Origin of the sequence: Streptomyces sp. NPDC127117, from assembly GCF_042677325.1 — a bacterium.
GTDB lineage: Bacteria > Actinomycetota > Actinomycetes > Streptomycetales > Streptomycetaceae > Streptomyces.
On sequence record NZ_JBHXTM010000074.1, the window covers coordinates 1 to 23871 of the forward strand.

A 23871-nucleotide genomic window follows, 5' to 3' on the forward strand; every position below is an offset into this window, starting at 1 on the left:
GGTGGGGGGTGTTGGGGTGTTGTGTGGGGGGGGGTTGGGTGGGGGCCGTGGGTGTGTGGGGGGGTGTTCCGGGGGGGGCCCTGGGGGCCGCTTCCGCCGTCAGAGCTGCTGCTCGCGGACCAGGTCCTCGATCGAGCGGCCCTCCGGCACCTCCCCGGACGGGGTCAGCCTGTCGACCGCGGTGGGCAGCGAGCGGGCGATCTGGTCGGCCGCCTGCTCCGTGCTGACCCCTGTCTCCTGGGCGACCTTGCGGAGCGTCTCGTCCGGCAGCGCCTCGGCGATCTGGGCGCCGCTGACCGTCTGGTTCTCCCCGGTGCCGACCCAGGACTGCGCCTGGTCGACGAGGCCGGATCTGGTGAGCATCCCGATCAGCCCTTCGAGCGCGTTGCCGCCGCCCGTACCGCCCTGGCCGCCCTGGCCGCCGCCGAGTGCGCCCAGCAGCGCGCCGAGGATGTTCCCCGCGCCGCCCGAGCCGCCGCTCTGGCCGCTGCCGCCCAGCAAGCCGCCGAGCAGGCTGCCGAGATCGTTTCCTGCCATGGTTCTGCCTCTCCAGAGGGGATGATTTATCGACAATGTCGATCAGAACCCGGGCTTCTGCCACTTGAGCGGGGCACTCCGTGCCAGGGCCGCGGCACGGAAATCCCCGGTACGGACGGCTCCCGCTCACGTACCCTCGCCGGCATGATCACCCCTGATCCCGAGGCTCTCGTACGCGACCACACGGTCTACTCCTGTGTGATGGGCTCGCGCGCCTTCGGGCTCGCCACGGAGGGGAGCGACACCGACCGGCGGGGTGTGTTCCTCGCGCCGACCCCGCTGTTCTGGCGGTTCGAGAAGCCGCCGACGCATGTCGACGGCCCGGCACCGGAGCAGTTCTCCTGGGAGCTGGAACGCTTCTGCGAGCTGGCGCTGCGCGCCAACCCCAATGTGCTGGAGTGCCTGCACTCGCCGCTGGTGGAGCACATCGACGACGTGGGCCGGGAACTCCTCTCCCTGCGCGGCGCGTTCCTGTCCCGGCTGGCCCACCGGACGTTCGTCCGCTACGCCTGGGGCCAGCGCAGGAAGCTGGAGGCGGACGTACGGCAGTACGGGGTTCCGCGCTGGAAGCACGCCATGCATCTGCTGCGGCTCCTGAGCACCGGCCGGGACCTGCTGCGCACCGGTGAGCTCACGATCGAGGTGGGCGCGGCCCGCGAGGGGCTGCTGGCGGTGAAGCGGGGCGAGGTGCCGTGGGACGAGGTCGAACGCCGTATGAACCGCCTGATGGAGGAGAGCGAGGAGACGGCGCGGAACTCCCCGCTTCCCCAGGAGCCGGACCGGGCCCGGATCGAGGACTTCCTGATCCGCACCCGCCGGGCGTCCGTGGACCGGCCCTAGCCTCCCGACTCGGGAGACCAGGAGACCCCCGTCAACCGCGCACGCACCACGAGGTCGTGCAGCGCCTCGAACCCGCCGGCCGTCGCGGGCAGCGCCGACTCCGCCTGGGCCTGGTCCAGCACTCCGTGCAGCGCCTCGACGTCCCGCGACACCGCCTCCCCGTCCACGCCCTCCGCTCCCCCGTGCTCCGCCTCGGCCTTCGCCTCGATCAGCCCGGGCAGGTACGCGGGCGCCGCCACCTCCCCCAGCAGGGTCGGCAGATGCGCCCGCACCTCACCGCTGCGCATCAGGTGGATCCCGGTGAGCAGCGCCCGGAACGTGTAGAGCAGCGGCTTCAGTTCACCGGTCTTCCCGAAGAGCCGCCACTGGGTGTTGGCGAACCCCCGGTAGTGGTGGGCGTGGTTGCGGGTGACCACGCCCGGTGCCAGCGCCACCAGTTCGGCGTGCGGCTCGCTCGTGTGCACGACCAGCGGCGAGAGCAGTTGTTCCAGCACATAGCCGTTGGGCTTGAGCATCAGCCGGACGAACTTCCGGAGGTCGTGCGTGACGAGATCCATCTCGGTCCCGTCCCGGTCCCACATCCGCGAGCGGGTCTCCTCGGCCTCGCGCAGTCCCACCAGGTCGGCCGCGGGCAGGAGATGGACCCCCCGAAGGTCCACATCCGAGTCCTTGGAGGGGAACCCGTACAGATGCGCCCCGGAGACCGTGGCGAAGAGCAGCGGGTGGCGTTCCTCGGCGAGGACCGGGCCGAGGTCGGTGACCGGCAGCCCGGCCTCTTTGAGGTGCTTGGTGTCCATGGGCATGGGTCAAGAATCCCAGAGCGCCCCCAGCGACAGCAGATCGCTGCGGTACTCGATCCGCTCCGACCACTCCTTGGGCCACGCCCCCGCCCCCAGGTGCGCCCCGGCGAACGCACCGGTCAGGCAGCCCAGGGAGTCCGAGTCTCCGCGTGTGCAGGCGGCCCGGCGGAGCGCGGTGACGGGTTCCTCGGGGAAGAGGAGGAAGCAGTGCAGGGCCGTGGCCAGGGCCTCCTCGGCGATCCAGCCGTCGCCGGTCACCTCGCAGGGGTCGGTCTCCGGGGACGGGTCGCGCAGCGCGTCCTGGACGCGGGCCAGGGCGGTCAGGCATTCGTCCCAGCCGCGCTGGATGTACAGCTCGGGCGAGGGGTCGCCCGCGTACCGCCAGAGGTCGCCGAGCCAGCGCGTGAGGTAGCGGCCGCTGTTCTCGTACGCGTAACTGCGCAGCTGACCGATCAGGCCCATCGGCTCCGCCCCCTGCGCCAGCAGGTGCACCGCTCGGGCCGTCAGGTCGGACGCGGCGAGCGCGGTCGGGTGTCCGTGGGTGAGGGCGGCCTGCAACTGGGCGGCGCCGGAGCGCTGTTCGTCGCTGAGTCCGGGTACGAGCCCGATCGGCGCGACCCGCATGTTGGCGCCGCAGCCCTTGGAGCCGGTCTGGCTGGCCTCCTGCCAGAGCCGGTCGCTGTCGAGCAGCCGGCAGGCGGTCATGCAGGTGCGGCCGGGTGCGCGGTTGTTGTCGGGCGAGTGGTACCAGTCGACGAACTCCTCGCGCACCGGGCGGGCCAGCCGCAGCGGGGTGAGCAGCCCGCGGTCCATGGCGGTGCGGATGCCACGTCCCAGGGCCAGTGTCATCTGGGTGTCGTCGGTGACGAAGGCCGGCTTCGGCAGTGGCATCCGGCGCCACGGCCCGCACTTGGCGAGGATCGACGGAACGTTGTTGAACTCGGTCGGGAAGCCCAGTGCGTCGCCGAGCGCGAGCCCGGTCAGCGCGCCGGTGGCGGCCTGTTTGGTGATGGTCCTGGTCACGATCACGTGCTTCTTCCTTCCGGTCTCAGCAGTGGTGGGTGCAGGGCGGTAGCGGCACCCGCCCGGTAGAGCGCGGCCGGTTTTCCCCGTCCGCCGGTACGGCGCGGCGATCCCTCCACGGCCTGGACGAAGCCGGGTGTGGCGAGGACCTTGCGCCGGAAGTTGGGCCGGTCCAGCTCGACGCCCCAGACCGTCTCGTACACCTGCTGGAGTTCCCCCAGGGTGAATTCGGGCGGGCAGAAGGCGGTGGCCAGACAGCTGTATTCGAGCTTGGCGCCGATCCGGTCGTGCGCGTCGGCGAGGATCCGGTCGTGGTCGAAGGCGAGCGGGCCGGGCTGTCCGGCGTCCCACCACCGGGCGCCGGCCGCGTCGCCGCCGCCGCGCGGTTCGGGCAGGTCGGGTACGAGTGCGGCGTAGGCGACCGAGACGACCCGCATCCTGGGGTCGCGGTCCGGTTCGCTGTAGGTGCGCAGCTGTTCCAGGTGGAGGGCGCCGGCGGTGCCCCCGGTCAGTCCGGTCTCCTCGGCGAGTTCCCGGCGGGCGGCGGTCTCGGCGGACTCGCGGGGCAGCACGAAGCCGCCGGGAAGTGCCCAGTGGCCCTTGTACGGATCCTCGCCCCGTTCGACGAGCAGGACGTGCAGCCGGCCGGCGCGGACCGTGAAGACGGCGAGGTCGACGGTGACCGCGAAGGGTTCGAAGGCGCGCGGGTCGTACCCTTCGGGGGCTCCGGTGCTCATCGGTGCTCCGGCAGGGGTGCGGCGAAGTTCCAGCTGTCGGCGAGCAGTGCGTCGACGGCGGCGACCGCGGTGGCCAGACGTTCCTGACGGGTGCCGGTTATCTCGATGAACTCCCTTCCGGTACGGGTGAGTTCGGCGCGGAATCGGTCGGTCATCCAGGGCCGCAGCTCTTCGCCGTCGCGCAGTCCGTCGTCCTCGAAGGCGACGCCCTCGTGGTCGGTGAGCAGCCACAGGTGGTGGGTGACCCGGTCGGCGGTCCGCTCGACGAGCGGGTTGCGTCCGCCGACGTACCGCTCGTGCCAGACGGTGGTGGCGAAGGAGTCGGTGTCACAGATGAGCACCGGCGACCCGGTGCGCGCGGCGGCCTCCTCCTTCGCGTTCTGGGCCTCGGCGATCAGCGGGAAGTCGTCGGTGGTGAAGCTGACGTCCTCCCACTGGGCACCGGGCCACCGCTCGCGCAGCTCGGCCAGTTTCCGTTCGCTGAACTCCCGCCCGTACTCGGCGACGTACCGGGTCCGCGCCCACACGCCGCCGCGTGCGCGGTAGTGGTCGGTGAGGGCGCGGGCCAGGGTCGTGGTGCCGGTGGACTCCGCGCCGAGGACGACGACCCGGCGGGCGAGGGCGGCCCGTACCGGAGGTTCCAGGAAGTCCCAGCAGCCGACCGGGTCCTTGCGGACGGCGGTGCCGGAGACCGGGAAGACCGTGCGGTCGGGGTCCACGCAGACGGATTCGGCGCCGAACCGGCGGGCGAGTTCGTCCCCGTACGACTCCGAGGTGAAGACGGCGTCCACCGGCTCGGGCACGGCCCCGGTGAAGACGGCCATGTGCGCGTCCCAGATCACCGGATCGTGGAGGTCCATGCGGATGTCGTCGACGGCGCCGACGACCCGTACGTCCGGGTGTGCCTCCCGCATCCAGGCCACCCGGTCGGCGAGCGGGACGGACTCCACGGAGGCGGCGCAGACCAGGACGGTCAGCCGTTCGCAGTGGTCCTGGGCGGTACGGACGAGGTGGTGGTGGCCGGCGTGCGGCGGGTAGAACTTGCCGAGGACCAGCCCGTGACCGAAGCGCTTCATGCCGCCACCCGCACCAACCGCGGCGGCTCCCCCGCGAGATCGCGCTTCCAGTTGCGCAGGCCGATCAGGCAGAGCGTCAGGAAGCCGACGTACAGCAGCGAGGTCAGATAGAGCTCCTTGTACGCGTACAGCGGGATGTACACCACATCGGCGGCGATCCAGAGCCACCAGGACTCGACGAGCTTCCGGCACTGCCCGTACGTCGCCGTCAGCGACAGCGCGGTCGTCAGGGCGTCCCAGAAGGGCACCGTCGAGTCGGTGGCGTGGTCGAGCAGGACGGTGAGCGCGACGGCCCCCACCGCCCCCGCCGCGAGCAGCCAGGTCCATTCGGTGCGCGTGGTGCGCCGCACCGGCAGGTCCGGTGAGCCCGGTCCACCCCCGTGGGTCCAGGTCCACCAGCCGTACGCGGCAAGGGCGATGAAGACGATCTGGAGGCCGGCGTCGGCGTACAGACCGGACTGGGTGAACAGCAGGATGAAGAAGAGGTTGTTGGCGATGCCGATCGGCCAGTTGGCGAGGTGCTGGCGGGCCACGAGCCATACGCACAGCGCCCCGCTTCCGAAGCCGAGCACCTCGGTCCAGCTGACCGGGGTGTCGAGCACCGTCACCAGGGGTTGTTGCAATGGATCGAGGAAATCCGCGAGACTCACGCCCGCCTCCTTAATAGTCACTCTGACTATAAAGGCGGAAGGGGCGCAGGAAAAGGCCCGCGGCCGATTCCTGTTCGAAAATCGGGAACAGGAATCGGCCGCGGGCCTCGGAACGGACGGTGGAGGGCGCTCCCTACAGACCGACCTCGCGCATCAGCATGCCCACCTCGGTGTTGGTGAGGCGGCGCAGCCAGCCGGACTTCTGGTCGCCCAGCGGGATCGGCCCGAAGGACGTCCTCACGAGCCGCTCGACCGGGAAGCCGGCCTCGGCCAGCATCCGGCGGACGATGTGCTTGCGGCCCTCGTGGAGGGTCACCTCGACCAGGTAGTTCTTGCCGGTGTTCTCGACGACCCGGAAGTGGTCGGCGCGGGCGTACCCGTCCTCCAGCTGGATGCCGTCCTTGAGCCGCTTGCCCAGGTCGCGCGGGAGCGGTCCCTGGATGGCGGCCAGATAGGTCTTCTTCACCCCGTACTTGGGGTGGGTCAGGCGGTGGGCCAGCTCACCGTGGTTGGTGAGCATGATGATGCCCTCGGTCTCGGTGTCCAGCCGGCCGACGTGGAAGAGCCGCGTCTCACGGTTGGTGACGTAGTCGCCGAGGCACTGGCGGCCGTCCGGGTCCTCCATCGAGGAGACGACACCGGCGGGCTTGTTCAGCGCGAAGAAGAGGTAGGACTGGGCGGCGACGGTCAGGCCGTCGACCTTGATCTCGTCCCTGTTCACATCGACGCGCATGCCCTGCTCGACGACGATCTCGCCGTTGACCTCGACGCGGGCCTGCTCGATCAGCTCCTCGCACGCCCGGCGCGAGCCCATGCCGGCCCGGGCGAGGACCTTCTGCAGCCGCTCACCCTCCTGCTCGGCGCCCGGGTGGGTCTTGGGCGTCCGGATGTCGGCCTTGCCCGCGTACCTGTCCCGGTTGCGCTGCTCGATCTTGGCGTCGAGCTCACGCGGACGGGACGGGGCACCGTACGGGGTACGGCGGCCGCTGCCCTTGGAGCCGCCGGTCGCCGCCTTCGGGCCGCCCTTGGCGCCGCCGCGGGCCGCCGCGCCGCGCCCCTTGCGGGTGCCGCCGTCGCCGCCCGGCTTGTCGTTGCCCACGTCGTAGCGGCGCTCCTCGGGGCGGGGCCGGCGGGGGCGCTGCTCCTGCTTGTCGTCACGCTCGGAACCGGAAACCCGAGGGTTCGGGTTGCTGTTCCTGCCGCTGCCGGTGTTGTTCCTGGCGCCGCCGCTCCTGCCGCCGCCGCTCCTGGCTCCGCCGCCGCTGCCGCCGCTCCTGGCTCCGCCGCTTCCGCTGTTCCTGCCACTGCTTCGCATCAAAAATCCGTCTTGTCGTCTGCGTGAGTATCCGGGGTGTCCGGTGCGTCCGGATCGAACGACGGCACACCCTCTAGCGTCTCAGCCTCGATCGCGTCCGCCTCGGGGAGGAAGGGCGCGAGCTCCGGGAGCTCATCCAGGCCGCGCAGGCCCATCCGCTCCAGAAAGTAGTTCGTCGTCCTGTACAGGATCGCACCTGTTTCGGGTTCCGCGCCCGCTTCCCCCACCAGCCCCCGCTGCAACAGGGTCCGCATGACCCCGTCACAGTTCACGCCGCGGACCGCGGAGACCCTGGAACGGCTGACCGGCTGGCGGTACGCGACCACCGCGAGGGTCTCCAGCGCCGCCTGGGTCAGCCGGGCCTGCTGGCCGTCCAGCACGAAGCCCTCGACGGCCGCCGCGTACTCGGGGCGGGTGTAGAAGCGCCAGCCGCCCGCCACCAGCCGCAGCTCGAAACCGCGCCGCTGCACGGTGTACTCGTCGGCCAGCTCCCGCAGCGCGTCCCCGACGGCCCTGCGGGGCCGTTCCAGGACCTTGGCGAGGTGCTCCTCGGTGGCGGGCTCGTCGACGACCATGAGGACGGCCTCCAGCGCGGGCTTGAGATCGAGATCCGCGACGGTGGAGCCGGTGTTCTCCTGCTGACTCATGCCTTCACATCCTTCTGGGCGTCCCTTGTCTCGGGGTCGAACTCGTCCGTGACAACGGGTCCGGCCCCCTCTCCCCCGGCCCAGCGCACCAGCAGCTCCCCGAGCGCCTCGTCCTGGTCGAGCGCGACGGCCTTCTCCCGGTACAGCTCAAGCAGCGCGAGGAACCGGGCGACGACGGTGAGGGTGTCCGGGGCGTCCTCGGTGAGCGTACGGAAGCTGGTCTCGCCCGCCTCCCGCAGCCGCGCCACCACGATCTCGGCCTGTTCCCGCACGCTGACCAGCGGCGCGTGGATGTGGTCGACGTACACCTGCGGCTCGGGCTTCGGCTGCATCGCCTTCACGGCCAGCGCGGCGAAGCCCTCCGCCCCGATGCTGATCACGACCTCGGGCAGCAGCTCGGCGTGGTGCGGCTCCAGCCCCACGGTCCGGGGGAAGCGCCGCCCCTCGGACGCCAGCCGCTCGCTGAGGATCTCCGCGATGCGCTTGTACGCGCGGTACTGGAGCAGCCGGGCGAAGAGCAGGTCCCGCGCTTCGAGCAGCGCCAGATCCGCCTCGTCCTCCACCTCGGCGGTGGGCAGCAGCCGGGCTGCCTTCAGGTCGAGCAGGGTCGCGGCGACGACGAGGAACTCGGTGGTCTGGTCCAGGTCCCAGTCCGGCCCCATGGCGCGGATGTGTGCCATGAACTCGTCGGTGACCTTCGACAGGGCGACCTCGGTCACATCCAGCTTGTGCTTGGAGATGAGCTGGAGCAGCAGGTCGAACGGCCCCTCGAAGTTCGCCAGCCGGACGGTGAACCGGCCGTCGTCGGCCGGCCCGGAAGGTCCGGCGGGTCCGGAAGGTCCGGCGGGCTCGGCGGACTCGGAGGTGGCGACAGGCGCCTCGTGCGCCTCCGGCGTCGCGGGGGCGGGCGGAACCTCGGCTTCGGGCGCGGGCGGGCCGGCGGCCTGCTCGTCGGCGCTCCCGCCGTCCACCGGCTCCGGCGCGGCCCCGCCGCCCGGGCCGCGCCCCAGGGGGCGGCGTGGGGTGCGGGCGGGCTCGTCGGTCGTCGGCATGAAGGTCCAGGGGCAGCGGGATACGGGCGGCGGGCCGTGGCCCGTACGGAAAGGGCCGGACCGCTCGTCCGGCGGCCGCCCACCGGGCAGGCTACCGGCGCCTGACCCGTCAGCGGCCGCGCAGCCGCCGTACGAGGATGCTCGCGTCGCCCCGCGACTCCAGATCCGCGAGCACCACCGCGACCGCCTCGCGGACGATCCGCCCGCGGTCGACGGCGAGCCCGTGCTCCCCGCGCAGCACCAGGCGGGCGTGCTCCAGGTCCATCAGTTCCTCGGCCGAGACGTAGACGGTGATCTTCTCGTCGTGGCGCTCGCGGCCGCTGGGCCGCCGGTTCGCCCCGCGCCCGCCGCCGCGCCTGCGCTGCTGCTGAACGGCAGGGGCGGGAACCGCCTCCTGCGCGGCCGGGGGCGTGGCGGCGGGCGCCGCCGAAGACGCGGCCGTCGGTGCGGACTGCTGGGGCCTGCGGCCCGCCTGCGCGGCCACCGCGACCCGGTCGGCGTCGCGGCTGCGCGGCTCCCCCGCGTCGGCGTCCGCCGCGGAGTGCTCCTCGCGCGAGGCGCCGTCGGCCGCCTGCGCCGCTTCCGCCCCGGATCCGTCCGCCCCGGAATCGCTCTCCCCGGCCGGGCCGGGCACCCGGGCCTCACCGTTCGCCTTGCGTCGCCGGTCCGCGGGGGACGAGGCCTGGAGCCCCATTCCTCCGGTGGTACGGAACAGTTCGTCGGCCCCGGGCAGACTCACTCGGCGTGACACCGGGCGAGCACCTCCCTGGCGAGCTGGCGATAGGCGGCGGCACCGACCGAGTTGGAGGCGTAGGTGGTGATGGGCTCACCGGCGACCGTGGTCTCCGGGAAGCGCACGGTGCGCCCGATGACCGTGTGGTAGACGTGGTCGTCGAATGCCTCGACGACGCGCGCGAGAACCTCACGGCTGTGCACCGTACGGGAGTCGTACATGGTGGCGAGGATGCCGTCGAGTTCGAGATCGGGGTTGAGGCGCTCCTGGACCTTCTCGATGGTCTCGGTGAGCAACGCCACACCACGGAGCGCGAAGAATTCGCACTCGAGCGGCACTATGACCTTGTGGGCGGCCGTCAGGGCGTTCACGGTGAGCAGGCCGAGCGACGGCTGGCAGTCGATCACGATGTAGTCGTAATCGGCCATCAGCGGCTTCAGGGCACGCTGCAGCGTGGACTCCCGGGCCACCTCGCTCACCAGCTGCACCTCGGCGGCCGACAGGTCGATGTTGCTGGGCAGCAGGTCCATGTTCGGGACCGCGGTCTTCAGCAGCACCTCGTCGGCCGACATGCCCCGCTCCATGAGCAGGTTGTAGACCGTGAGGTCGAGCTCCATCGGGTTGACGCCGAGCCCGACCGACAGGGCACCCTGCGGGTCGAAGTCGACGAGCAGGACGCGTCGTCCGTACTCCGCGAGCGCGGCACCCAGGTTGATGGTCGACGTGGTCTTGCCGACGCCGCCCTTCTGGTTGCACATCGCGATGATCTTCGCGGGGCCGTGATCGGTCAGCGGGCCCGGGATCGGGAAGTAGGGCAGGGGCCGGCCGGTCGGGCCGATCCGCTCGCGGCGCTGGCGGGCAGCGTCGGGCGCGAGGGTGGCCGCGTACTCCGGATCGGGCTCGTACTCGGCATCGGGGTCGTAGAAGTGCCCCTGGGGCACCTCGTCGAAGTCGGCGAAGTGGGCGGTGTCCCGGCCACTTTCGTTGCCGGCCATGGCGTTCACGTGTAGGCCGTCCATCATCTGGGGGGCTGTCGTCATGTGCTGTTGGGTGGCGAAGGTGCGGACAGCGACGGAGCCGACAGCCTCCAGCCCGTTCGGGCTCTGGCCCCGCGCAGGCATCCCTGGATGAACACCCCCGGGAGTAAATGTCGACTCATTCACAAGTCGTCTTACCTCCTTGGACGTGACCAGGAAACTTATCGATAGGTCAGCGTGGCACCATGCCGACGATTGGCGACTCTATGGCGTGTCACCGCTCCGCAGCAACACAATCCGCCGGACCCGGCCCGATGTGTCGGCAATCGAACACGTCCCTGTCAAGGGCGTGCGGCCACCGGGGCGCAGATTTAACGGGTGTACGAATCGGTTAAAGGGTTACGTTCGAGACGAGTTGAACGGGGCCGCCGAAGGGGCCCGGCATGCGTACGGCCGGACCTTGCTCGGCAAGGTCCGGCCGTACGCATGAGGTTGACGGAAGCAGTTGACCCGTCAGCCGAGGAGCGAGCTCAGCTCGACGTGCTCCAGGCCGTGCGCCTCGGCCACCTCGCGGTAAACGACCTGCCCGTCATGGGTGTTGAGACCCTTGGCGAGCGCGGCGTCGCGGCGCAGCGCCTCGACCCAGCCGCGGTTGGCGAGCTCCAGGATGTACGGGAGCGTGGCGTTGGTGAGGGCGTACGTCGAGGTGTTCGGGACCGCGCCCGGCATGTTCGCGACGCAGTAGAACACCGAGTTGTGGACCATGAAGGTCGGCTCGGCGTGCGTCGTCGGGTGCGAGTCCTCGAAGCAGCCGCCCTGATCGATCGCAATGTCGACAAGTACACTTCCGGGCTTCATCTTGGCGACCAGCTCGTTGGTGACCAGCTTCGGCGCCTTCGCGCCGGGGATCAGCACGGCACCCACGACGAGGTCGGCCTCGATGACGGCCTTCTCCAGCTCGAAGGCGTTGGAGACGACGGTCTTCACCTTGGTGCCGAAGACCTTGTCGGCCTCGCGGAGCTTGTTGATGTCCTTGTCGAGCAGCGTGACATGGAAGCCGAGACCGACGGCGATCTGCGTGGCGTTCCAGCCGGAGACACCGCCGCCGATGACCACGGCTTCGGCGGGCGCCGTGCCCGGGACGCCGCCCGGCAGCACACCGCGGCCGCCGACCGAGCGCATCAGGTGGTAGGCGCCGACCTGCGGGGCCAGCCGGCCCGCGACCTCGGACATCGGGGCGAGCAGCGGGAGCGCGCGGTTGGCGGTCTCGACCGTCTCGTAGGCGATGGCCGTGGTGCCCGACTCGATCAGCGTGTCGGTGCACTCGCGGGAGGCCGCGAGGTGGAGGTAGGTGAAGAGCGTCTGGTCCTTGCGGAGGCGGTGGTACTCCTCGGCGACCGGCTCCTTGACCTTGAGCAGCAGGTCGGCGGTGGCCCAGACCTCGTCGGCGGTGGGGAGGATCTGCGCCCCGGCGGCGACGTACTCCTCGTCCGTGATGGAGGAGCCGGCCCCGGCGTTCTCCTCGACGACGACCTGGTGGCCGTGGCGGACGAGCTCGTGCACACCGGCAGGCGTGATCGCCACGCGGAACTCGTTGTTCTTGACTTCGCGGGGGATGCCGACCTTCACGTCGATCACGGTCCTTGGCTCAGAGGGTTACCCGGACATAGCAATACATACCCGGATAGACACTACGTAAATGGAGACACCGCGAACACACGCGGCAGAGCCAGTCTAATGAAGGGTTTCGTGCTGTCTAGCCTTACAAAGCATTAATTTTCAGTCGCCGCACTACGGATTTCGCAGGTCGCACCCTCCTGGCTCAGCAATCTGTCGGCCAGACCCCGGTGCAGCCCGGCCGCGGCCGGGTCGCCGAGCCGTTCGAGCGTGTCGGCCAGCCGGAGCTCCAGCGCCGCCTGAAGCCGCACGTCACCGGCGCGCCTGGCCCACTCGACGGCCTCCTGGCAGGTGTGCAGCGACTCGTGCGGGCGGCCCGCGTACTCCTGCACCCGTGCCGCCTCGCTGAGCGCCCGCGCCTGGGCCGGCACGTCGCCGAGCCTGCGGTACCCGGCCGCCGCGGCTCGCCAGTTCCGCAGCGCCTCGCCGTACCGCCCGGCATAGGTGTGGACGGCGCCGAGCCGCCCGTACAGCCGCGCCTCGTCGGCCCGCTCCCCCTGGGTGAGCCGCTGCGCCAGCGCGCGGCCGTACCAGTCGGAGGCCCGCTGGAAGTCCCCCAGCTCCGCATAGGCGCCACCTACGGATTCCATCGCGCGGCCGGTGGCGTACGGGTCCTTCGCGGCCCGTCCGGCGTCCAGCGCGGCCCGGTAGCGGGCCAGCGCCTCCCGGGTGCGGCCGGTCCTGGCGTCGAGGTCGGCGAGGTTGAGCAGCGCGGCGGCCCGCTCGCGCGGCAGCTCGCGCCGCTCGGCGACGGCCAGCACCAGACCGTGCAGCCCGTACAGCTCGGGTGCGGCGGCCTCGGTGCCCCGGTGCACGGCCAGCGCCCGCACCAGCGCGGACACCAACCGCCGTGCCAGGGTGTCCAGTTCACCGTCCTCGACGGCGATCCGGGCCGAGGCCAGCAGGGCCGGCCGGCGGATCCGCAGCCATTCGGCGGCCGCCTCGGGGTTGGGGAAGCGCAGCGACCGCGGGAGCCCGGCGAGCTTACGGCGGGCCGGTGAGGCCTCGGGTTCGGTGACCGCCCGGCAGGACTGCAGCAGCCGTACGGTCCGCTCCAGCATCCGGGCCCTGGCCAGCTGGACCTCCGCCGGCCGGTCCCTGGCCTCCAGCAGCACCCGCAGCAGCGGTGCGAGGCAGCCGGGCACCTCGTACTGCGGCTGGTCCGCCCCGTTGGTGTGCAGCAGCCCCAGGGCCACGAAGTCGTCGAGGGTCGTCTGGGCGGCCGAGACGGAGCAGCCGGCCAGCGCGGACGCGGTGTGGGCGTCGGCGAGTCCGGCGGGGGCGAGGGCGAGCAGCCGCAGTATCCGGGCGGCGGTCGGCGGCAGCGATTCGTGGACCAGCCGGAAGGCGCGGGCCAGCGGCCGGGAGCCGGTGGACTGCTCGGTGTCGTCCGGCAGTTCGCGCAGTTGCCTGGTGACATCGGCGACCGACGCCATGGGACGGGCGGCGAGCCAGCCGGCGACCATCACCAGGGCGGCCGGCAGTCCGCCGCACTCCTCGGCGAGGGTCTCGGCGGTCCGCGGGTCGACGGTGATCCTGACCTCTCCGATGGTGCGGGCGAGCAGCCGCACGGCGGAGCCCGCGTCCAGGCCGCCGATGGTGCAGGGGCGGACGCCCGGGATGCCGGTCAGCGGGCCCTCGGACGTGGCGACGACCAGGCAGTCCGGGTTGTCGGGGAGCAGCGGGTCGACCTGTTCCGCGTCCACCGCGTCGTCCAGGAGCAGCAGTGCACGGCGTCCGGCGAGCTCGTCGCGGACCATCCCGGAGAGCTCGTCCCCGTCCGCGCCGGGCGGCCCGGTCACCCCCATCCGGTCGAGCAGCTCACGGGCGGTGCGCTCGGTGGGCACCGGCGCACCGCCGGGGTCGGTGAGCCGGGCGCGGAGGAGTCCGTCGGGGTGGTCGCCCTCGGCGAGCAGCCTGCGGGTGAGTTCACCGGCGAGCGCGGTGCGTCCGGAGCCGGGTCGTCCGGCGATCAGCAGGACCCGGGCGCGGGCGGCCTTGCGACCGGCCAGGGTGTCCAGGCCGGCCCGTTCGATGTCGGCCCGCAGTGCCTTCAACTCGCGTGCGCGGCCGAAGAATTGAGGTGGGGCGGTACGGGACGGCTCCTCGGTTCCCGCTGCCTCGGCCGGGCCGCTGGTGTCCACCGCCTGATCCGTCACGGGCCACGCTCCACTTCGCTGCACGCGTCGCCCGCCGGGACTCCGGTCAGGGCATTGTGAGCGTAGTTCAGGCGTGTGGGTGATTTCCGTCGAGCATGACCGGGCACGACACAGAGGTCCCCCGATCGGATCAGCATCTTGTCCGATCGAAGGACCTCGGCGTGCGCCGTTCGGTGGTTCTACGGCCCGTCAGGCCTCGAACGGACGGGCCGGCCACGGCGCGTCGGCCGGGCGCAGCGAATCGATCCCGTCACCGGCGAGCACCGCCGCGAGCGAGAGGACACCCACCACGAGGCAGTTGTTGTGCAGCTCCCCCGCGAGCACGCCCCGTACCAGCTCCTGGAGCGGCACCCGGGCCAGCTCCATGTCGGCCTCCTCCTCGGAGACCTCGAAGCGCTCCCCGTCGGCCTCGGAGAGGCTGCGGGCCAGGAAGATCCTCACGGCCTCGTCGCAGCCGCCCGGTGTGGTGTAGACGTCGGTCAGCACCCGCCAGTCCTCGGCCTTGACGTACGCCTCCTCGTAGAGCTCGCGCTGCGCCGCGTGCAGCGGGTTCTCACCGGGGACGTCGAGCAGTCCGGCCGGGATCTCCCAGAGCTTGTGGCGCACCGGGTGGCGGTACTGCCGCAGCACGACGACCCGGTTGTCGTCGTCGAGCGCGAGCACGGCGACCGAGCCCGGGTGGACCTGGTAGTCGCGGCGTACGACCGAGCCGTCCGGCATCACCACTTCGTCGGTGCGGACGCTGGTCTTGTTGCCGGTGAAGGGCGTCTCGGTCGCGGTGACCTGCCACTCCTCGGGCGTGTCCTGGAAACCCATCTACGTCCTCCCACGAAAAACAGAAACCGGGGTACGCGTCCTTCGCGGACGCGTACCCCGGCCAACGTTAACGCCTGTGCGGCGCCGGACTACTTGCCCGACTGCTTGCCCTTGCCGTCACCGGCCGCGGCACCCGTCTTGCGTGCGACGGCCGCCTTCACCAGGCCCGCGAAGAGGGGGTGCGGGCGGGTAGGGCGGGACCGGAGCTCCGGGTGCGCCTGGGTGGCGACCAGGTAGGGGTGGATCTCGCGCGGGTACTCGACGTACTCGACGAGCTTGTTGTCCGGGGAGGTGCCGGAGAAGACCAGACCGGCCTTCTTCTCCAGCTCGGCCCGGTAGGCGTTGTTGACCTCGTAGCGGTGGCGGTGGCGCTCCTCCACGTACGGCTCTCCGTCGTACGCCTCGCGGACCAGCGAGCCCTCGGCGAGCTTCGCCGGGTACAGGCCGAGCCGCATGGTGCCGCCCAGGTCACCCGCGCCCTCGACGTACGCCAGCTGCTCCTCCATCGTCGAGATGACGGGGTGCGCGGTGGCGGCGTCGAACTCGGTGGAGTTGGCGTCGGGGATCTCGGCGAGGTTGCGCGCGGCCTCGATGACGATGCACTGGAGGCCGAGACAGAGGCCGAGCAGCGGCACCTTGTTCTCGCGGGCGTACTGGATGGCGCCGATCTTGCCGTTGACACCGCGGTCGCCGAAGCCGCCGGGGACGCAGATCGCGTCGACGTCACCGAGCTGCTTCGCGGCACCGGCCGGGGTCTTGCAGTCGTCCGAGGCGACCCACTTGACCTTGACCCGCGCCTTGTTGGCGAAGCCGCCGGCCCGGATGGCCTCGGTCACCGAGAGGTAGGCGTCGGGCAGGTCGATGTACTTGCCGACGAGCGCGACGGTGATCTCGTGGTCGGGGTTGTGGACGCGGTCCAGCAGGTCGTCCCACGTCGTCCAGTCGACGTCGCGGAACGGCAGGTCGAGCTTGCGCACGACGTAGGCGTCCAGGCCCTCGGTGTGCAGCACCTTCGGGATGTCGTAGATCGACTTGGCGTCCACACAGGCCACCACGGCGGCCTCGTCGACGTCGCACATCAGCGAGATCTTGCGCTTGATGGCGGTCGGTACGTCGCGGTCGGCGCGCAGCACGATGGCGTCGGGCTGGATACCGATGTTGCGCAGCGCGGCGACGGAATGCTGGGTCGGCTTGGTCTTGAGCTCACCGGACGGGCCGATGTAGGGCAGCAGCGAGATGTGCACGACGAAGACGTTGTCCCGGCCGACCTCGTGGCGGACCTGGCGGACGGTCTCCAGGAACGGCAGCGACTCGATGTCGCCGACCGTGCCGCCGACCTCGGTGATGACGACGTCGACGTCGTCGGTGGCCATGCGGCGGATGCGGTGCTTGATCTCGTTGGTGATGTGCGGGATGACCTGCACGGTGTCGCCCAGGTACTCGCCGCGCCGCTCCTTGGCGATCACCTGCGAGTAGACCTGGCCGGTGGTGACGTTGGCGGAGCCGTCGAGGTCGACGTCGAGGAAGCGCTCGTAGTGGCCGATGTCCAGGTCGGTCTCGGCGCCGTCGTTGGTGACGAACACCTCACCGTGCTGGAACGGGTTCATCGTGCCCGGGTCGACGTTGAGGTAGGGGTCGAGCTTCTGCATGGTGACCCGAAGGCCGCGCGCCTTGAGCAGGGCACCGAGGCTGGAGGCAGTCAGACCCTTGCCGAGGGATGAGGCGACACCCCCGGTGACGAAGATGTGCTTGGTCGTCGTGGATGTGGGCTGCATAGCCAAAGGGGGCTCCCGTGGTCGCGATCGTGAGGTGCGTACCGGCGTTTTCGTCCGGAGACTCCGGAGGCGCCGTCGCTGCGGTTCGGGGGCCTCGTCTGCGGTTGCGGACGACCACCGGTCCACGGGCTACCAGGGTATCAGCGCCGAGGGGAGCCTGCTTCCGGCCGCATCCCGTCGCCCACCTCGCATGATCACCACGAGTGCCCGTGCACACACCCGTTCGGGTCAGACGTGTTGCTGAGACCGTCGCGCGGATCATCGGGGTGCGTCGTATCCTGCTCGGACACTTGCCCCGGGCGAGGTGACTTGTTCGCAGGATCCCCCACAACAACCCCTTGCGACGACCTCTTGACCCGCAGTAATGCCCTACGGGGCGACATGGCCGTTCGACTGGAGATGCACGTGGCCGGGCGCATCGAGGATTACGCACTCATCGGAGACATGCAGACCGCCGCCCTGGTCTGCCGGGACGGCACAGTGGACTGGCTGTGCCTTCCCCGCTTCGATTCGCACGCCGTCTTCGCAGGACTGCTGGGTACCGAGGAGCACGGCTTCTGGCGCCTGGGTCCGGCGCGGGCGGACGGGACGGAGCCGCCGTCCGCGGACCGCCGCCGCTACCGCGGGGACTCCCTCATCCTGGAATCGGAGTGGGACACACCACGCGGAACGGTCAGAGTGACCGATTTCATGCCGCCACGTGACGGTGCGCCGCAGGTGATCCGGATCGTGGAAGGGATCAGCGGCCGGGTGCCGATGCGCTCCGAGCTGCGCATGCGGTTCAGCTACGGACGGGTCACCCCTTGGGTGCACAAGGTCGACGGCCGCACGGTCGCCGTCGCGGGCCCCGACTCCGTCTGGCTGGACACCCCCGCCGACACCTACGGCGAGAACCTCACGACGTACTCCGACTTCACGATCGCGCCGGGTGACCGGATCGCGTTCACGATCAGCTGGCAGCCCTCGCACCACGAGCCGCCCGGTCTGCCGGACCCGGAGGGCTCGCTGGACGCGACGGCGGACTTCTGGCGCGAATGGGTCGAGCAGTGCACCTACCACGGGCCCTACCGCGAGGCCGTGGTCCGCTCGCTGATCACCCTCAAGGCCCTGACGTACGCGCCGACCGGCGGCATCGTCGCCGCGCCGACCACCTCCCTGCCGGAGGACATCGGCGGCTCCCGGAACTGGGACTACCGCTACACCTGGCTGCGCGACGCCGCGATCACGCTCTCCTCGCTGCTGCGCACCGGTTACCGCGAGGAGGCCCGCGCCTGGCGCGAGTGGCTGCTGCGGGCGGTCGCCGGCGACCCGGAGAACCTCCAGATCATGTACGGCATCGCGGGCGAGCGCGAGCTGGGCGAGGCCGAGCTGGACTGGCTGCCCGGGTACGAGAACTCGGCCCCGGTCCGGGTCGGCAACGGCGCGGCGGGCCAGCTCCAGCTGGACGTGTACGGCGAGGTCACCGAGGCGCTGCACCTGGCCCACATGACGGGCCTGACCCGCAACGACTACGCGACCGGCCTCCAGCTCAAGCTGATCGAGTACCTGGAGAAGCACTGGGACGAGCCGGACGAGGGCATCTGGGAGGTGCGCGGGCCGCGCCGTCACTTCGTTCACTCGAAGGTGATGGCCTGGGTCGCCGTCGACCGCACCATCAAGCTCATCGAGTCCGGGGACGCGGAAGGGCCGGTGGAGCGCCTGCACGAGCTGCGCGACGAGATCCACCGCGATGTCTGCGAGCGGGGCTACGACCCGGAGCGCAACACCTTCACCCAGTCCTACGGCTCGAAGGAACTGGACGCCTCGCTGCTGCTGATCCCGCAGATGGGCTTCCTGCCGCCGGACGACAAGCGCGTGATCGGCACGATCGAGGCGATCCAGCGCGAGCTGTCCACCGTGGACGGCTTCGTACTGCGCTACCCCACCTCGGGCGAGGACGCGGGCGTCGACGGCCTGGAGGGCGACGAGGGCGCGTTCCTGGCCTGCTCGTTCTGGCTGGCGGACGATCTGGCGATGATCGGCCGGGTCGACGAGGCCCGCCAGCTCTTCGAGCGGCTGCTGTCCCTGCGCAACGATCTGGGCCTGCTCGCGGAGGAGTGGGATCCCCGGCTCCAGCGCCAGGTGGGGAACTTCCCGCAGGCATTCAGCCATGTGCCGCTGATCGACACGGCACTGCGCCTGACGGCGAGCGGGGCGTACGTCGGCTGAGCCCGGCTCACGGGGCGGGCGGAGACCCGTCCGCCCCGGTCACCACGGGCCGCCGTGACGGCAGCCCCCATTCGCTCCAGGACCCGTCGTACACGGCCTGTCCGCGGTACCCCGCCAGTTCGGCTCCCAGGGCCAGGACACACGCGGTGACCCCCGATCCGCAGCTGACGACCAGCCGCTCGCGCTCCCCGGCGAGGGCGGCGAACACGGCGCGCAGCTCGTCCGCCGGGCGCATCCGCCCGGCGCGTTGAAGCTCCCCGAAGGGCAGGTTGACCGCCCCCGGCATGTGCCCGGCGCGCAGTCCGGGCCGGGGTTCGGCCACGGTGCCGGTGAACCGTTCCCGGGCCCGGGCGTCGAGGACCATCGCCGCCGGGTCGGCCAGTGCCGCCGCCACCTCCTCGGCGCCGACGAACATTCCCGGGCGCGGCCGTGCCGTGAAGTCGCCGGGAGCGGGGGCGGGGGCGGACGCGGGCCGGGCGCTCTCCAGCGGCAGTCCGGCGTCGGCCCAGGCGGGCAGACCGCCGTCGAGCACCGCGACCCGGTCGAAGCCCATGGCCCGCAGCATCCACCAGGCCCGCGCGCTGGAGTAGATTCCCGCGGCGTCGTGGACGACGACGGTGTCGGAGTCGTTCACGCCCAGGGAGCGCAGCTCCTCGGTGAACCGGCCGGCCCCGGGCATCGTGTGGGGCAGCGGGCCGGAGTGGTCGGACAGCGCCCCGTCGATGTCGAAGGCCCGCGCTCCCGGGATCCGCCGCTCACTGCCCCGGTGCGCGCCGACCGAGGCGTCGAGGACCACCAGTCCCGGCCGGCCGAGCCGCCGCGCCAGCCAGTCGGCCCCGACCAGCGGGCCGGGAAGTTCCGGACCGCTCGGGTACGCCGGTACGTCGTCACCCATGTCTGCTCCAGGTCCGGTTCCGGCTGTCGGGGCCGCCCGGCAGACCGGGCCGACCGGCCCGGACCGCGCGGCGTCCACAAGATCGCAGCGGCGATCGTCCCATGTCAACAGCTGTCCCGCGGCTCCCCCGGTGGCTCCCCCGACGACGCCTCCGCCGGCCGGGGCCGGTACCTTCCTGAATCAGGGGCGACCACCGTCCGACCCGAGTGGAAATGCGAGGCCAGAGCCAGTGGAGACGCAAGGCGGAATCACCGTGCAGCGAGCCCTCGAACTGCCGGGGCTGCGCGGGGGGCTCCCCGAGGTGGTGGCCGGCGCGGACCGGCTGAACCGTACGGTGCGGTGGGTGCACGCGGGCGAGGTCCCGAACATCGCCTCGCTGCTCAAGGGCGGTGAACTGCTGCTCACCACCGGCCTCGGGCTCGGCACCCGCCCGGCCGAGCAGCGCGCCTTCGTCCGCAGGCTCGCCGACCGGGGCATCGCCGCCCTGGTGGTGGAGCTCGGGCCGCGCTTCAGCAGACTGCCCGCGTCGATAGTGGACGCCGCCCGCGCCGCGGGGCTGCCGCTGGTGCAGCTGCACCGCGAGGTGCCGTTCGTGACGGTGACCGAGGAGATCCACACCGAGATCGTCAACGGTCACTACGCGCTGCTGCGGCAGGCCGAGGACGTGCACCGCAGGTGTACGGAGGCGCTCCTGGGCGGCGGCGGGGTGCCCCAGGTGCTGGGCATCCTGGCGGACTTCGCGGCCAATCCGGTCTTCCTGGAGACGGCGGACGGCCAGCTGCTCTACGCGGCGGGCCCCGGCTCCGGCCCGGTCTGTGCCGATCCGCTCCAGGTATGGGAGGGGATGCGCGGCGGGCGGGCGGCCCGTGAGACCCCGCCCACCGGTTCGGTGCTGGTGGATGTGCCGGGCGGTGGCCCCGGCACCGGTTCGGTGCGGGCCAGGCTGGTGCTGCTGGCCGTGGCCGGGCCGCTGGTGACCGTGCACCGGATGGCGGCGGAGCGGGCGGCGGGCATTCTGGCCGTGGTGCTGATGCAGGCCCGCCAGGAGGAGGAGCTGGCGGCTCGCGGCCGGGGCGATTTCCTGACCGATCTCGCCGAGGGCCGGATCACGCCGGAGGACGCGCCCGCGCAGGCCCGCGTACTGGGCTTCAAGCCGGCCGAGATGCCGCTGCTGCCGGTAGTGATGCGGCTGGCCCCCGAGCTTTCGGTGTCCGGGAACTGGGCGTTGCTGGCGCGGGCGGTGCTGGAGGAGCTCTCGTCGGTGGGGGTGCCGGTGCTGCTGGGCGTGCGGCCCGTGGAGGGCCGGGTTCCGGTGCTGCTGGGGCTGCGGTCCGAGACGGAGCGCACGGCGGTCGCGGACCGGGTCGCGGCGGCGCTGCGGGCCGGTGTGGAGCGGGCCGGGCTGGAGCGGGCCGGATCGCATCCGCCGGTCGTGGTGGTGGGGGTGGCGGGCGGCTGGGCGGCGGCGGGCGCGGGGCTGCGGCACGCCGCCGAGACGGCGACGGCCGCGCACGGTCTCAGCGACCGGCCCTGGTACGACGCCCGGCGCCTCGACATCGATCTGCTGCTGTGGCGGTTGCGGGACCACCCGGATCTGGCGGCGTTCGTGGACCGGGCGATCGGCCCGTTGCGCGATCACGACCGCACCTCGCGCCCGGCGCTGCTGCCGACGCTGGAGACGTATCTGGCCCATGCGGGGCGCAAGGCGGAGACGGCGCGGGAGCTGCATCTGAACCGTCAGACGCTGTACAACCGGCTGGCCCGCATCGGCGAGCTGCTCGGCACCGACCTGGACGACCCGCAGGCGGTACTGGCGCTGAGCCTGGCCCTCCGGGCCCGCCGCCACACCTCGTAGCCGGGCGGCGGCTCATCTCGTCCGTGCCACCAGCGGCTGGGTCAACTCGTCGTACACGCTGAGCACCTGGGCGATCGTGTCGTCCTCGGTCGGCCAGCTCGCCGCCTGCGCGAGCCCGGCTGCCGCCATCTCGGCGCGCCGCCGGGGATCCCCGAGCAGCCTGGCCACCACCCGTGCGAGCGCCTCCGTATTGCCGTACGGCACGAGTTCCGCCGCGTCCCCCACGAGTTCGGGCACGCCGCCGACCGCGGTGGCGACGAGCGGGACGCCGAGCCGCAGCGCTTCCTGGGCCGACACCGAACGCGCCTCCCAGCTGCTGCACAGCACCGCCAGATCCGCGGCGGCGAGCAGTTCGGCGTGATCGTCGCTGCTGCCGATGAGCCGTACGGGCAGCTCCTCGTTCCTGATCCGGCGCTGGAGGGCGGCCCGCTCGCGGCCCTCGCCCACGATGACCAGAAGCGGTTGGGGGTCCAGCTCGCGCCACAGCCGTGCCGCGTCCAGCAGCGAGCCGTACCCGTGATGCGGCACGAGACTTCCGCGGGCGAAGATCAACGGCCGTTCCACCGCCCCGAGTTCGGCCCGTGCCTTGCCCGCGTGGGCGGCGGCGGACAGTCGGGGGACGGGGGCGGAGACCGGTGCGAGCCGGGCGTCGCGCGCGCCCCGGTGCCGGGCCCGGTCGACCAGGTCGGAGGTCGTGCCGAGCACAACTGCCGCCGCCCTGGCGGCTCTTCGCTCCATGAGCCGGATCAGCCGGCTGCGGGCCCCTTCGGCGTGCGCGCGGGCGTGCCAGGTGACGACCAGCGGAACGCGCCGGCCGCCGAGCGCGAGGGCGGCGCGCACGGCGGCGTGCGGTCCGTGCGCGTGGACGACGTCCGCCGTCAGGCAGGCGGTGCGCAGGGCGGCGACGGAGGCCGGGTCACTGCGTCGGGGTACGGGCGCGAAAGCGGCGCCCGTGCCGGAGTAGTCGTAGGCGCGGTCCAGTTCGGCCGGGGCGCAGACGGTGACGTGCACGCCCCTCGCCACGAGTCCCGCGGCCAGCGAGCTGACGTGGGCACTGCTGCCCGCGCTGCCGCCGCCCAGGACTTGGACCGTACGCAGCTGTGACACGTTGATTGGCTCCCGGGGCTCCCGAGTCGGCGGTTTTGGCACCGCCAAGGATGCCAGTCCGTACGCGCGTTCCGGCACAATCCAGCCGTCGTTGCGGCCCGCACCCCAACAACCGGACCCGGCCTATCACTCCCCCGGGTGAGAAACCGGCACGCTGTTGCCGTGCCCGCCTCTGCGGCCCCTCCGTCAGTGGTCCGCCGGCGTCCGGGCGATCCGGCGGCTGATCCGGTCCCCGTACACCGCCGCGGCGACCAGCCCGGCGGCATGCGCGGCGAGACCGGCCCGGCCGCGGCCCGTGACGATCGCGACCCCGAGGGCGGCCCCCAGGGCATGGGCCCCGGTGTCCCCGAGCATGGTCCGCTCCGCCAGGTCGTCGGCGGCGAGCGCGGCCACGGCACCCATCGGCGCGGCGGCCGGGCCGCCCGGCAGGCCGGGGGCGCCGAGGGCGAGGACGGTGGCGGCGGCCGCCGCGGGCCGCACATCGGTCAGGTTGACGAGGTGGGCGGTCCCGGCGATCACGACCGCGGCGAGCACCCGGTCGACGGGCCGCTCCTTGAGCAGCGCACCCGCCGCGAGCCCGGCGGCCCCGATCCCGAGGAGCTTCACCGCGCCGGAGGTCACCTCCCCGTCCCGCAGCGCCCCGAGGTGGGCGCGGAACCCGCGGCGCGGATCGTCCGCACCGGCGAGGTCGTCGTACGCACCGCAGCCTCCGGCCGCCAGCACGGCGAGCACGGTGGCACACCGGGTGCGGGGCGGCAGCGGGAGGACGGCCGCCCCGGCCGCGGTGCCGAGGACGGCGGCCGGACCCGCGTACAGGTCGACGCTCCGGCCCGCGTGGTTGGTGCGCTGCCAGTGCGGGCGCGGCCGGGCCCGCAGCGCCCGGTACACACCCCCCGCGACGACGGCGGCGACGGCACCGGACTTCACGGCCCTGCTCAGCGCTGCTCCCATGCCCGCCACACTACGCAGCGGCCCGCCGGGACCGTCCGGCG

The 23871-nt window shown here is 72.1% G+C and carries 21 protein-coding genes; 3 read left to right on the plus strand and 18 right to left on the minus strand.

Features of this window, described 5'->3' with window-relative positions; translation table 11 throughout:
• Positions 1 to 99: 99 nt before the first annotated feature.
• The gene (locus ACFVH0_RS36810) at positions 100 to 537 is read right to left on the minus strand and encodes a YidB family protein (protein ID WP_385827516.1); all 438 of its coding nucleotides are present in this window, start codon (positions 535 to 537) and stop codon (positions 100 to 102) included.
• A gap of 144 nt (positions 538 to 681) precedes the next feature.
• On the opposite strand from ACFVH0_RS36810, the gene ACFVH0_RS36815 reads away from it, so the two are divergent.
• Entirely contained in the window at positions 682 to 1377 is a 696-nt protein-coding gene (locus ACFVH0_RS36815; RefSeq protein WP_385827518.1) for a DNA polymerase beta superfamily protein, read from the plus strand.
• Here the strand turns inward: ACFVH0_RS36815 and ACFVH0_RS36820 are convergent.
• The 14 genes from ACFVH0_RS36820 to ACFVH0_RS36885 form a co-directional block, all read right to left on the minus strand.
• Positions 1374 to 2180, minus strand: a complete 807-nt coding sequence (locus tag ACFVH0_RS36820; protein WP_385827520.1) for a DNA polymerase beta superfamily protein — start codon at positions 2178 to 2180, stop codon at positions 1374 to 1376. The two genes, ACFVH0_RS36815 and ACFVH0_RS36820, sit on opposite strands and share 4 nt — an antisense overlap.
• 3 nt (positions 2181 to 2183) lie before the next feature.
• On the minus strand, positions 2184 to 3206 hold the full coding sequence (locus ACFVH0_RS36825) for an ADP-ribosylglycohydrolase family protein (protein ID WP_385827522.1): 1023 nt from the start codon (positions 3204 to 3206) through the stop codon (positions 2184 to 2186).
• The gene (locus tag ACFVH0_RS36830) at positions 3203 to 3937 is read right to left on the minus strand and encodes an NUDIX domain-containing protein (RefSeq protein WP_385827524.1); all 735 of its coding nucleotides are present in this window, start codon (positions 3935 to 3937) and stop codon (positions 3203 to 3205) included. Before ACFVH0_RS36830 ends, ACFVH0_RS36825 begins: the two co-directional genes overlap by 4 nt.
• Positions 3934 to 5013: an AAA family ATPase gene (locus ACFVH0_RS36835; protein ID WP_385827526.1), complete on the minus strand. Its 1080-nt coding sequence runs from the start codon at positions 5011 to 5013 to the stop codon at positions 3934 to 3936. The genes ACFVH0_RS36830 and ACFVH0_RS36835 overlap by 4 nt, the downstream gene beginning before the upstream one ends.
• Positions 5010 to 5663, minus strand: coding sequence for a nicotinamide riboside transporter PnuC (pnuC, locus tag ACFVH0_RS36840; RefSeq protein WP_385827528.1), 654 nt, complete (start codon positions 5661 to 5663; stop codon positions 5010 to 5012). Before pnuC ends, ACFVH0_RS36835 begins: the two co-directional genes overlap by 4 nt.
• A 133-nt stretch (positions 5664 to 5796) precedes the next feature.
• The gene (locus tag ACFVH0_RS36845; protein ID WP_385827530.1) at positions 5797 to 6978 is read right to left on the minus strand and encodes a pseudouridine synthase; all 1182 of its coding nucleotides are present in this window, start codon (positions 6976 to 6978) and stop codon (positions 5797 to 5799) included.
• Positions 6978 to 7625 (minus strand): SMC-Scp complex subunit ScpB, encoded by a 648-nt coding sequence (gene scpB / locus ACFVH0_RS36850; protein WP_385827532.1) that lies wholly within the window; start codon positions 7623 to 7625, stop codon positions 6978 to 6980. The genes ACFVH0_RS36845 and scpB overlap by 1 nt, the downstream gene beginning before the upstream one ends.
• Positions 7622 to 8677, minus strand: coding sequence for a segregation and condensation protein A (locus ACFVH0_RS36855; RefSeq protein ID WP_385827534.1), 1056 nt, complete (start codon positions 8675 to 8677; stop codon positions 7622 to 7624). The genes scpB and ACFVH0_RS36855 overlap by 4 nt, the downstream gene beginning before the upstream one ends.
• A 109-nt stretch (positions 8678 to 8786) precedes the next feature.
• On the minus strand, positions 8787 to 9416 hold the full coding sequence (locus tag ACFVH0_RS36860) for a hypothetical protein (RefSeq protein WP_385827569.1): 630 nt from the start codon (positions 9414 to 9416) through the stop codon (positions 8787 to 8789).
• Positions 9413 to 10531, minus strand: a complete 1119-nt coding sequence (locus ACFVH0_RS36865) for a ParA family protein (protein WP_124718559.1) — start codon at positions 10529 to 10531, stop codon at positions 9413 to 9415. Before ACFVH0_RS36865 ends, ACFVH0_RS36860 begins: the two co-directional genes overlap by 4 nt.
• A 369-nt stretch (positions 10532 to 10900) precedes the next feature.
• Entirely contained in the window at positions 10901 to 12016 is a 1116-nt protein-coding gene (gene ald, locus ACFVH0_RS36870) for an alanine dehydrogenase (RefSeq protein WP_385827571.1), read from the minus strand.
• Between the two features lie 143 nt (positions 12017 to 12159).
• Positions 12160 to 14223 (minus strand): tetratricopeptide repeat protein, encoded by a 2064-nt coding sequence (locus ACFVH0_RS36875; protein WP_385827536.1) that lies wholly within the window; start codon positions 14221 to 14223, stop codon positions 12160 to 12162.
• Positions 14224 to 14412: 189 nt separating this feature from the next.
• Positions 14413 to 15039 (minus strand): NUDIX domain-containing protein, encoded by a 627-nt coding sequence (locus ACFVH0_RS36880; protein WP_385827538.1) that lies wholly within the window; start codon positions 15037 to 15039, stop codon positions 14413 to 14415.
• A gap of 89 nt (positions 15040 to 15128) precedes the next feature.
• Positions 15129 to 16814 carry a CTP synthase gene (locus ACFVH0_RS36885; RefSeq protein ID WP_385827540.1) on the minus strand — a complete coding sequence of 562 codons (1686 nt, stop codon included), beginning with the start codon at positions 16812 to 16814 and terminating at the stop codon, positions 15129 to 15131.
• A 381-nt stretch (positions 16815 to 17195) separates the two neighbouring features.
• Between ACFVH0_RS36885 and ACFVH0_RS36890 the strand changes: the two genes are divergently transcribed.
• Positions 17196 to 19022: a glycoside hydrolase family 15 protein gene (locus tag ACFVH0_RS36890; protein WP_385827542.1), complete on the plus strand. Its 1827-nt coding sequence runs from the start codon at positions 17196 to 17198 to the stop codon at positions 19020 to 19022.
• Between the two features lie 7 nt (positions 19023 to 19029).
• Here ACFVH0_RS36890 and ACFVH0_RS36895 read toward each other — a convergent pair whose 3' ends face one another.
• Positions 19030 to 19917, minus strand: coding sequence for a sulfurtransferase (locus ACFVH0_RS36895; RefSeq protein ID WP_385827544.1), 888 nt, complete (start codon positions 19915 to 19917; stop codon positions 19030 to 19032).
• A 229-nt stretch (positions 19918 to 20146) separates the two neighbouring features.
• Between ACFVH0_RS36895 and ACFVH0_RS36900 the strand changes: the two genes are divergently transcribed.
• Complete coding sequence (locus tag ACFVH0_RS36900; RefSeq protein ID WP_385827546.1) at positions 20147 to 21772, plus strand: PucR family transcriptional regulator; 1626 nt, start codon at positions 20147 to 20149, stop codon at positions 21770 to 21772.
• Positions 21773 to 21784: 12 nt separating this feature from the next.
• Here the strand turns inward: ACFVH0_RS36900 and ACFVH0_RS36905 are convergent, their stop codons facing one another.
• Together ACFVH0_RS36905 and ACFVH0_RS36910 are read right to left on the minus strand one after the other, a co-directional pair.
• Positions 21785 to 22879 carry a glycosyltransferase family 4 protein gene (locus tag ACFVH0_RS36905; RefSeq protein WP_385827548.1) on the minus strand — a complete coding sequence of 365 codons (1095 nt, stop codon included), beginning with the start codon at positions 22877 to 22879 and terminating at the stop codon, positions 21785 to 21787.
• Between the two features lie 186 nt (positions 22880 to 23065).
• Positions 23066 to 23830 (minus strand): hypothetical protein, encoded by a 765-nt coding sequence (locus ACFVH0_RS36910; protein ID WP_385827550.1) that lies wholly within the window; start codon positions 23828 to 23830, stop codon positions 23066 to 23068.
• Positions 23831 to 23871 lie beyond the last annotated feature (41 nt).